This is a genomic window from Massilia paldalensis (assembly GCF_044901715.1).
Lineage (GTDB): Bacteria > Pseudomonadota > Gammaproteobacteria > Burkholderiales > Burkholderiaceae_D > Telluria > Telluria paldalensis.
The window spans coordinates 1-7,567 of the sequence record NZ_JBJCIU010000023.1 but is presented as its reverse complement, the minus strand read 5'-3'; the positions used below and the strand labels follow the sequence as shown (position 1 = coordinate 7,567).

Sequence of the window (7,567 nt, the reverse complement as noted above, 5' to 3'; positions counted from 1 at the left end):
TCCCGAACAGGACCGTGAAACGACTTTGCGCCGATGATAGTGCTGCAACCAGTGTGAAAGTAGGTTATCGTCAGGCTAGTTATTAAGCGAAGCCCGCTCCAGTGATCTGGAGCGGGCTTTTTGCTTTTGGCACGCCGAAAAACGGTACACCTGATCAAAGTCTGAACAGCACAGCAGGCCGGGTGTTGCGTTCCCGGAGCGCCGCCATGCATGGGCTCCCTGTGCGGCGACGCTGTCCGGTGACGATCCCAAAGGCATTTTCGCCGGTGCCGATCCCGAGGGCATTTTCGCTGCCACCCTCGGCCACGAAGCGGCCGCCGGAATCGTTCGCGAGGCGGGGCCAGCGCGACGTCGGTAAAGCAGAACGACCATGTGATCCCGCTGTACATGCCCGAATGCCGGCAATGCAAATTCTGCCTGTCGTGTTCTCGGCAAAGGTCGAGCCGGAGGACAACGTCGTCGTGTTCGGCCTGGGCAGCATCCGCCTGAACGTGATCCAGGCGGCCAGGATCGTCGGTACGAACCGGATCAGCGGCGGCGCCCACTATTCCTTCGAATGCATCGGCAACGTGCAAGTGATGCGCCAGGCATTCGAATGCTGGCACAAGGACCGGGGCACTCCTTCATCGGCGCCGCCGCCGCCGGCGTGAGGGGAACCGTGCTCCGATCCCGTGGTCGCGAGGTAGGCATGGGTTCCCGTGCCATTCAGCGAATCGCCAGCAGCGTGATCAGGCTCCAGCTGATCGCACCCAGGCCGATGAGGGACACGACGACGACGAGGCTGACCTTGCCGCCGGCACGCAGCACCGAGCGGGCGTCGACACCCAAACCCAGCGCGGCCATCGACATGCTGGTCAGCCAGCCGGACGCCACGCGTGCCGGCGCGAGCAGGGCATGGGGCAGCAGGTCGAACGAGCGCAGCGCCATCAGGCCGAGGAAACCGGCGATGAACCAGGGCACCAGGTGCGACAGCGTCGGCGCACGGCGTTGCTCGCCCTGGCGATCTCCCCGGCGGCCGAACAGCGACAGCAGCAGCACGACAGGGCCCAGCATCAGCACCCGCACCAGCTTGACGACCGTGCCCACCTGCAGGCTGGCCTGCGACACGGGCGCGGCCGCGGCCAGCACCTGGGGCACCGCATACACGGTCATGCCGGCGAACACGCCGTACTGCAGCGTCGTCATGCCGAACGCATGGTCGAGCACGGGCAACAGCAGCACGACGACGACGCCCAGCACGGCCGTGAAGGCGATGGCCGCGGCGACGTCCTTGCCGTCCGCGTCGATGACGGGAGCGACGGCGGCGATCGCCGAGTTGCCGCAGATCGAGTTGCCACAAGCGATCAGGAGCGCCATGCGATGCGGCAGGCGCAGCAGCTTGCCGACCCCATAGCTGAAGCCGATCGCCAGCACCACCGACAGGGCGATGCCGCCCAGCAGGGGCAGGCCTCGTTCGAGGATGGCGGCGGCACTGACCGAGGCGCCCAGCAGCACGACGGCCACTTCGAGCAGGATCTTGGCCGAGAAGTGGATGCCTGGCTCGAAGCGTGCCGGGACCGGCATGCAGGTGCGGATCAGGCTGCCGAGCAGGATGGCCAGCACCAGGCTTTCCAGCCAGGCGCGCCCGAAAATGCCGACCTCCACGAGCTCCAGCAGCCAGGCGGCCAGCGTGACGGCGGCGCTGAGGACCAGGCCGGGCAATAATTGAGACATCTTGTTGTTCATGACGGACTCCATTGAAGAGTCTCCAGTATCGAACCGGGCTCATCGTTCGGTCCATCTTGAAATATCGAATAAAACGTGTAGTAGAATTGAACGATGACACTGGAACAGCTTCGTATCTTCGTTGCCGTGGCCGAGCGCCAGCACTTGACCCGTGCCGCCGACGCGCTGGCGCTGACGCCGTCCGCCGTCAGCGCGTCGATCCGCGGCCTCGAGGAACGCTACGGCACGCTGCTGTTCGACCGCGTCGGACGGCGCATCGAAGTCAACGCCGCCGGCCGCATCTTCCTGGACGAGGCGCGCGCCACGCTGGCACGGGCTGCCGGCGCCGAACGCGCGCTGGCCGAGCTGGCGGGTTTGCAGCGCGGCGCGCTGGCGATCCACGCCAGCCAGACGATCGCCAGCTACTGGCTGCCGCCGTTACTGGTGCGCTTTCGCGACGCCCATCCGCACATCGACGTGCACCTGGACGTGGGCAATACCCAGTCGGTGGCGACCGCCGTGCGCGAGGGCGGCGCCGACCTGGGGCTGATCGAGGGGACGGTGGCCGACGAGGCGCTGGCGCTGGACGAGGTGGGACACGACAGCATGGCCGTGGTGGTCGCCCCCGGCCATCCGTGGGCGCAGAAGCGCAGGCTGCTGGCGCGCGACCTGCAGGACGCGCAGTGGATCATGCGCGAACCCGGCTCGGGCACGCGTTCCGTGTTCGCGACGATGCTGGCCGGGCAGGGCGTCGACGTGGCGGCGCTGCACGTCGCCCTGACGCTGCCGTCGAACGAGGCCGTGCGCGCGGCCGTGATGACGGGACGCTATGCGGCCGGCCTGTCCGAGCTGGTGGCGGCGCCCTACATCGCCGCCGGCCTGCTGGCCAGGGCGCCGCTGGCGCTGCCGCCGCGCCCCTTCTTCCTGCTGCGGCACCGCGAACGCTACCGCAGCAAGGCGGCGCAGGCGTTCGAGCAGGTGATCAGGTCCTGACCGGGCTCTCGTCCGGGTCTAGCCGGCGTCCACCAGCACGGCCTGCGCCGCATTGGCTTTCGCATTGCCTTCCATGACGAGGATGCGATGGCCCGCGCCGGTGCCTGCGCTGCCTCCGCTGGCTGCCGGCTGGGCGCCCGCATAGGATTTCACGGGGCCGATCACGCTGCCGTTGGCCATGCCTTTCGCATCGGTCTTGAAGTTCGCCACCGGCGCATCCTGCCCGGCCAGGTAGACGCTGTACATCGTCTGCGGCTTCAACTGGAACAGCGAGACTTCGAAGGCATCGACCAGCCCCAGGTTGCGCGCGACCACGAAGCCGCGGCCCTGCTCGTGCACGGGCTTGAGCTTGACGTTCACCGGGTCGTCGTTTACGCGCGCGACCAGGTTGTCGGCGCTGCCCGGCCGCGCCACCTTGGACAGGAAGATCAGGGCCTGGGGCGCCTGGCCGCCGCCCATGTGGGCCACCACCTTGTTCGCGGCCGGGTCGATGACGTCGACGCCATCGCCGTTTTCCAGGCCGACGTAGACGCGGCTGCTGTCGTCCGACGTCCACATGCCGTGCGGCAGGGCGCCGGTCGGGATCGTCGCGACCAGCTTCGCTTCCTTGTCCGTGCTGTACACCTTGACGACGTTCTCGCCGCCGATCGACACATAGGCGTAGACCTTGCCGTGGACCGTGGCGAAGGACAGGTGGTTTGTGATGGGTCCCGTGTCGATGACCTGGGTGACGGCCTGGGTCTTCACGTCGATGCGCGTGACCTTGCCGACGTCCTTGTGCGTCATCCACACTTCCTTGTAGTCGGGCGTGTACTGCAGGAAGGGCGAGAACGGGCTGACCACGGGGATCCTCTTGATCACCTTGTGCGCCTTGACGTCGATGACGTCGACCTCCGGCGTGAAGCTGGAGACGGCGAAGGCCAGCTTCCCGTCCGGCAGGAACTGCACCATGCCGGGGCCGACGGCCGTCGGGATGCGCCGCGTTTCCTTGAACGTGTTCGGATCGATGACGGAGATATAGTCCTCGCCGCGCACGACGACCCAGGCCTCCTTGCCGTCGGCCGTGAAGAAGCCCTCGTGCGGCGAACGGCCGACATAGGTCTTGCCCTTGACCTTGTTGGTGGCCGTGTCGATGAAGATCGCCGAGTTGGACCCGTTCGAGATCACCAGCAGCGTCTTGTGGTCGGGCGAAAAGCCCATGCCGTGCACGTTGACCTCGCCGCGGTACAGGGGCGAGAGCACGTCGGGGCGCTGGTTGCCCAGCTTGATCTGGCCGAGCAGCTTGTTGGTGGACGGGTCGAATACCGAGACCGTGTTGGTATTCTGGTCCGCCGTATAGACGCGGTCGGCGCCGGTCGGCTGGGCCGACGCGACCTGCGCGGCCAGTGCGACGCTTGCCGCCAGGAGGACGGACTTCGATTTCACCGGGTTACTCATCACTGTGTTGCTCCTTTCCGTTGGGGGTGAGCTTTCAGCCAGGCGCGCATCACGTCGATCTCGTTCTGCTGCTCGGCGATGATCCCGAGCGCGAGGTTGCGCAGCCCCGGATCCTGGGTATGCAGGAGCACGGCCCTGGCCATGTCGATGGCCCCCTGGTGGTGCGGCAGCATCATCGTGACGAAGTCGTGCTCGGGATTGCCGTTCATCGGTGCTCGCGCCATGCCGTCGTCCATGACGGCCATGGCGTCGGCCATCAGGGCGGAAAACGGCTTGGCGCTGCTGGCGATGAAGACGGGACGCGCGGCCGAGGGCGCGGCCTGGCGCTGGTGCGGGTCGTGCTGCATGGCGTCGTGCATGCCCCCGTGCTGGGCCAGGGCCTGGCCATGCAGGACGACGACGCACAGCGGCGCGAGCAGACGCGCCGCGAAGGGGAAGGCGGACATCGGACTCCTTTCGTTAGCAAATTGGTAAGCACCATAAAAGATGGGATGGTGGACGTCATCCACCGAACGGGGGAGGATTGCCCATTTCCCCATCCGGCGGCAGGATCGGGCAATCCTTCGTCAGGATCGGTCTACCGCCATGCGCGTGCTGGCTCCTACCATGGATCCATCATCAACAAGGAGTCCAGCATGCATACCATCGACACGATCTACATCGACGGCGCCTTCGTCGCGCCGCACGGCACCGAGCGCCTGGTCCTCGTCGACCCGGCCACCGGGAAGGAAACCACCACCGTCGTCCTGGCCGACGAGGTCGACGCGCAGCGCGCCATCGCCGCCGCCAAGGCCGCATTCGCGATCACGTCGCAGGCCAGCCGTGCGCAGCGCATGGCGTGGCTGCAGCGCCTGCACGAAGAAGTGCAGGCGGCGGAAAGCGAGATCGTCGCGGCCATGGTGCAGGAATACGGCGGCACCATGGCGATGGCCGTCGGCACCGCGCGCCGCTCCGCCGCCTCGTTCGCGCTGGCACGCAAGCTGCTGGCCGACTATCCGTTCGAGCGCCAGGTCGGCGGCGCGCGCGTGACCATGGTCCCGCACGGCGTGGTCGGCATGATCACGCCGTGGAATGCGAACACGGGCTTCATCGCGAGCAAGCTGGCGATGGCGATCGCTGCCGGCAGCAGCGCCGTGATCAAGCCGAGCGAATTGAGCGCCGTGCAGACGGAGGTCATCACGCGCGCCCTGCACCGCGCCGGCCTGCCGCCGGGCGTTTTCAACATCGTCACGGGCCGCGGCGACACGGTCGGCGCCGAGATCACGCGCCATCCGGACATTGCCAAGATCTCGTTCACCGGCTCCACCGCCGTCGGCAAGGCGATCGCCCGTGGTGCCGTCGACACCATGAAACGGGTCACGCTGGAGCTGGGCGGCAAGTCGCCCACGATCCTGCTGGACGACGCCGATTTCGCCAAGGCGGTGCCGATCGCCGCCATGGCCGCGGTGATGAACAGTGGCCAGGCCTGCATCAACGGCACCCGCCTGCTGGTGCCGGCCAGCCGCGCGGCCGAGGCGCAGGAACTGGCCGTGCAGGCGTTCCGCAACCTGAAGGTCGGTCCGACGTCGGATCCGGACGTCGCCGTCGGGCCGATGGTCACGGAAAAGCAGTGGGAGCGCGTACAGGGCTATATCCGCAAGGGCATCGAGGAAGGGGCGACGCTGCTGGAGGGCGGACCGGGCCGGCCGGCGGGACTGGAGCAGGGCTGGTTCGTGCGGCCGACCGTGTTCGGCGACGTGAAGAACGACATGACCATCGCGCGCGAGGAGATCTTCGGCCCGGTCCTGTCCATCATCACCTACCGCGACGACGAGGATGCGATCGCGATCGCCAACGACACGCCCTACGGCCTGCATGCCTACGTGTTCGGCGGCGACCTGGCGCGTGCCAACCGGGTGGCGGCGCGGATCGTGGCCGGCCGCGTGTTCGTGAATGGCCTGTATGATGAGCCGGAGGCGCCGTTCGGCGGCTTCAAGCAATCGGGCATCGGGCGCGAATTCGGCACCTTCGGCCTGGAGGAATACCTGGAACCCAAGGCCACCATGGGCTATGACACGACCCTTTGAACATCCATCCATCGGGCAGCTGCGCGACCTGGTCGCGGGCCGCCTGCCCGGCGCGCCGGACGACGACGTCGACCAGGCGACGGACCTGCCTTGGCTGTGGCTGATCCGGCGCGCCCGGCCGACGGAGGTCGGGCGCGGCATCCTGACCCCGTCCGCCTGCCTGCTGGTGCAGGGCCGCAAGGAGATGCTGGTAGGGCAGCAGGTGCTGCACTACGGGCCCGGTTCCTATGTCCAGGCGGGCGTCGCCATGCCGGTGTCGGGCCGCGTGGTCGAGGCGGACGGAACGCATCCCTATTACGGCATCCGCATCGACATCGACCCGAAGGAGGTGGCTGCCTTCGTGCTGGAGATGGGCCTGGCCTTGCCGGTACCAGCCGCCGATCCGCCGGCGGTAACGGTGGAGCGCGCGGACGATGCCCTGCTCGACACCTTCGTGCGCGTGCTGCGCCTGCTCGACACGCCGCGCGACGTGCCGGTGATAGGGCGCCTGCTCAAGCAGGAGCTCATCTACCGCATGGTGACGGGGCCGGGCGGCGCGACGCTGTCCCTCGGCGTGACCGGGGGCCAGCGCGAGCGCGCGGTGGGGGAGGCCATCAACTGGATCCGCAACCATTACAACGAACCACTGAGCATCGATGCGCTGGCGCGCGCCGTGCACCTGAGTCCCTCCGTCCTGCACCGCCGGTTCAAGGCGGCGACGGTGATGAGCCCCCTGCAATACCAGAAACAGGTGCGCTTGTTGGAAGCGCGCAAGCGCCTGATGAGCAGCGATGTGGAAGCGGCGAGCGTGGCCTACGAGGTCGGGTACGAGAGCCCTTCGCAATTCAGCCGCGAGTACCGTCGCCTGTTCGGGGCATCGCCCATCCGCGATGCAGAGCAGCTGCGCCGCCAGCCACGGCCAACCGATATATAAAAAACCCGGGACGCCGCGCGACCGCCCTTGCGCCACCGGGGGCGGCTTGCTATACTGCGCGTCCTCTTCACGGCACGCAGCGTAACGCGGCAGTGAAGGGAAAAAGAAGTTGACGGTTCAAGCGAAATGCTGCATAATCTCACTTCTCTGCTGCTGACGAACAAAACGATTCGCACGGCGCAGCAAGGCAGTACAGAATTCGAGTTCTTTAACAATCAACAGTCGATAAGTGTGGGCGTTTGATGAAGTGCCAGTAGCTGCTTCGGTAGCTGCTGAATGCTTAAATTATCAAATGTTCACGCAAAAGAAATACGTTGCTCAGCAATGAGTGACGGTCAGTATTTTGAGTGAGCGACTCCGCAGAAATGCGGATGACACGAAAGTGTCGCAAACAGAGATTGAACTGAAGAGTTTGATCCTGGCTCAGATTGAACGCTGGCGGCATGCTTTACAC

At 66.5% G+C, this 7,567-nt stretch carries 6 protein-coding genes and 1 pseudogene; 4 read left to right on the top strand and 3 right to left on the bottom strand.

The features are described 5' to 3' along the window. Nucleotides 1-262: 262 nt before the first annotated feature. A pseudogene (locus ACI1V7_RS28140) lies at nt 263-617 on the top strand (alcohol dehydrogenase catalytic domain-containing protein); the annotation flags it as partial. 88 nt (nt 618-705) lie between these two features. Here the strand turns inward: ACI1V7_RS28140 and ACI1V7_RS28135 are convergent. Continuing rightward, nucleotides 706-1,725, bottom strand: a complete 1,020-nt coding sequence (locus ACI1V7_RS28135) for a YeiH family protein (RefSeq protein ID WP_404535991.1) — start codon at nt 1,723-1,725, stop codon at nt 706-708. 93 nt (nt 1,726-1,818) lie between these two features. Here ACI1V7_RS28135 and ACI1V7_RS28130 point away from each other — a divergent pair, with 93 nt between their 5' ends. Continuing rightward, complete coding sequence (locus ACI1V7_RS28130; RefSeq protein ID WP_404535989.1) at nt 1,819-2,697, top strand: LysR family transcriptional regulator; 879 nt, start codon at nt 1,819-1,821, stop codon at nt 2,695-2,697. Between the two features lie 18 nt (nt 2,698-2,715). Here the strand turns inward: ACI1V7_RS28130 and ACI1V7_RS28125 are convergent, their stop codons facing one another. Together ACI1V7_RS28125 and ACI1V7_RS28120 are read right to left on the bottom strand one after the other, a co-directional pair. After that, nucleotides 2,716-4,134, bottom strand: a complete 1,419-nt coding sequence (locus tag ACI1V7_RS28125) for a YVTN family beta-propeller repeat protein (protein ID WP_404535986.1) — start codon at nt 4,132-4,134, stop codon at nt 2,716-2,718. Continuing rightward, a complete protein-coding gene (locus ACI1V7_RS28120; protein ID WP_404535984.1) occupies nt 4,134-4,580 on the bottom strand; it encodes a DUF305 domain-containing protein in 447 nt (148 codons plus the stop codon). The genes ACI1V7_RS28125 and ACI1V7_RS28120 overlap by 1 nt, the downstream gene beginning before the upstream one ends. A 189-nt stretch (nt 4,581-4,769) precedes the next feature. Between ACI1V7_RS28120 and ACI1V7_RS28115 the strand changes: the two genes are divergently transcribed. Next, nucleotides 4,770-6,200 carry an aldehyde dehydrogenase family protein gene (locus ACI1V7_RS28115; RefSeq protein WP_404535982.1) on the top strand — a complete coding sequence of 477 codons (1,431 nt, stop codon included), beginning with the start codon at nt 4,770-4,772 and terminating at the stop codon, nt 6,198-6,200. Beyond that, entirely contained in the window at nt 6,184-7,113 is a 930-nt protein-coding gene (locus tag ACI1V7_RS28110) for an AraC family transcriptional regulator (RefSeq protein WP_404535979.1), read from the top strand. Before ACI1V7_RS28115 ends, ACI1V7_RS28110 begins: the two co-directional genes overlap by 17 nt. Nucleotides 7,114-7,567: the final 454 nt, after the last annotated feature.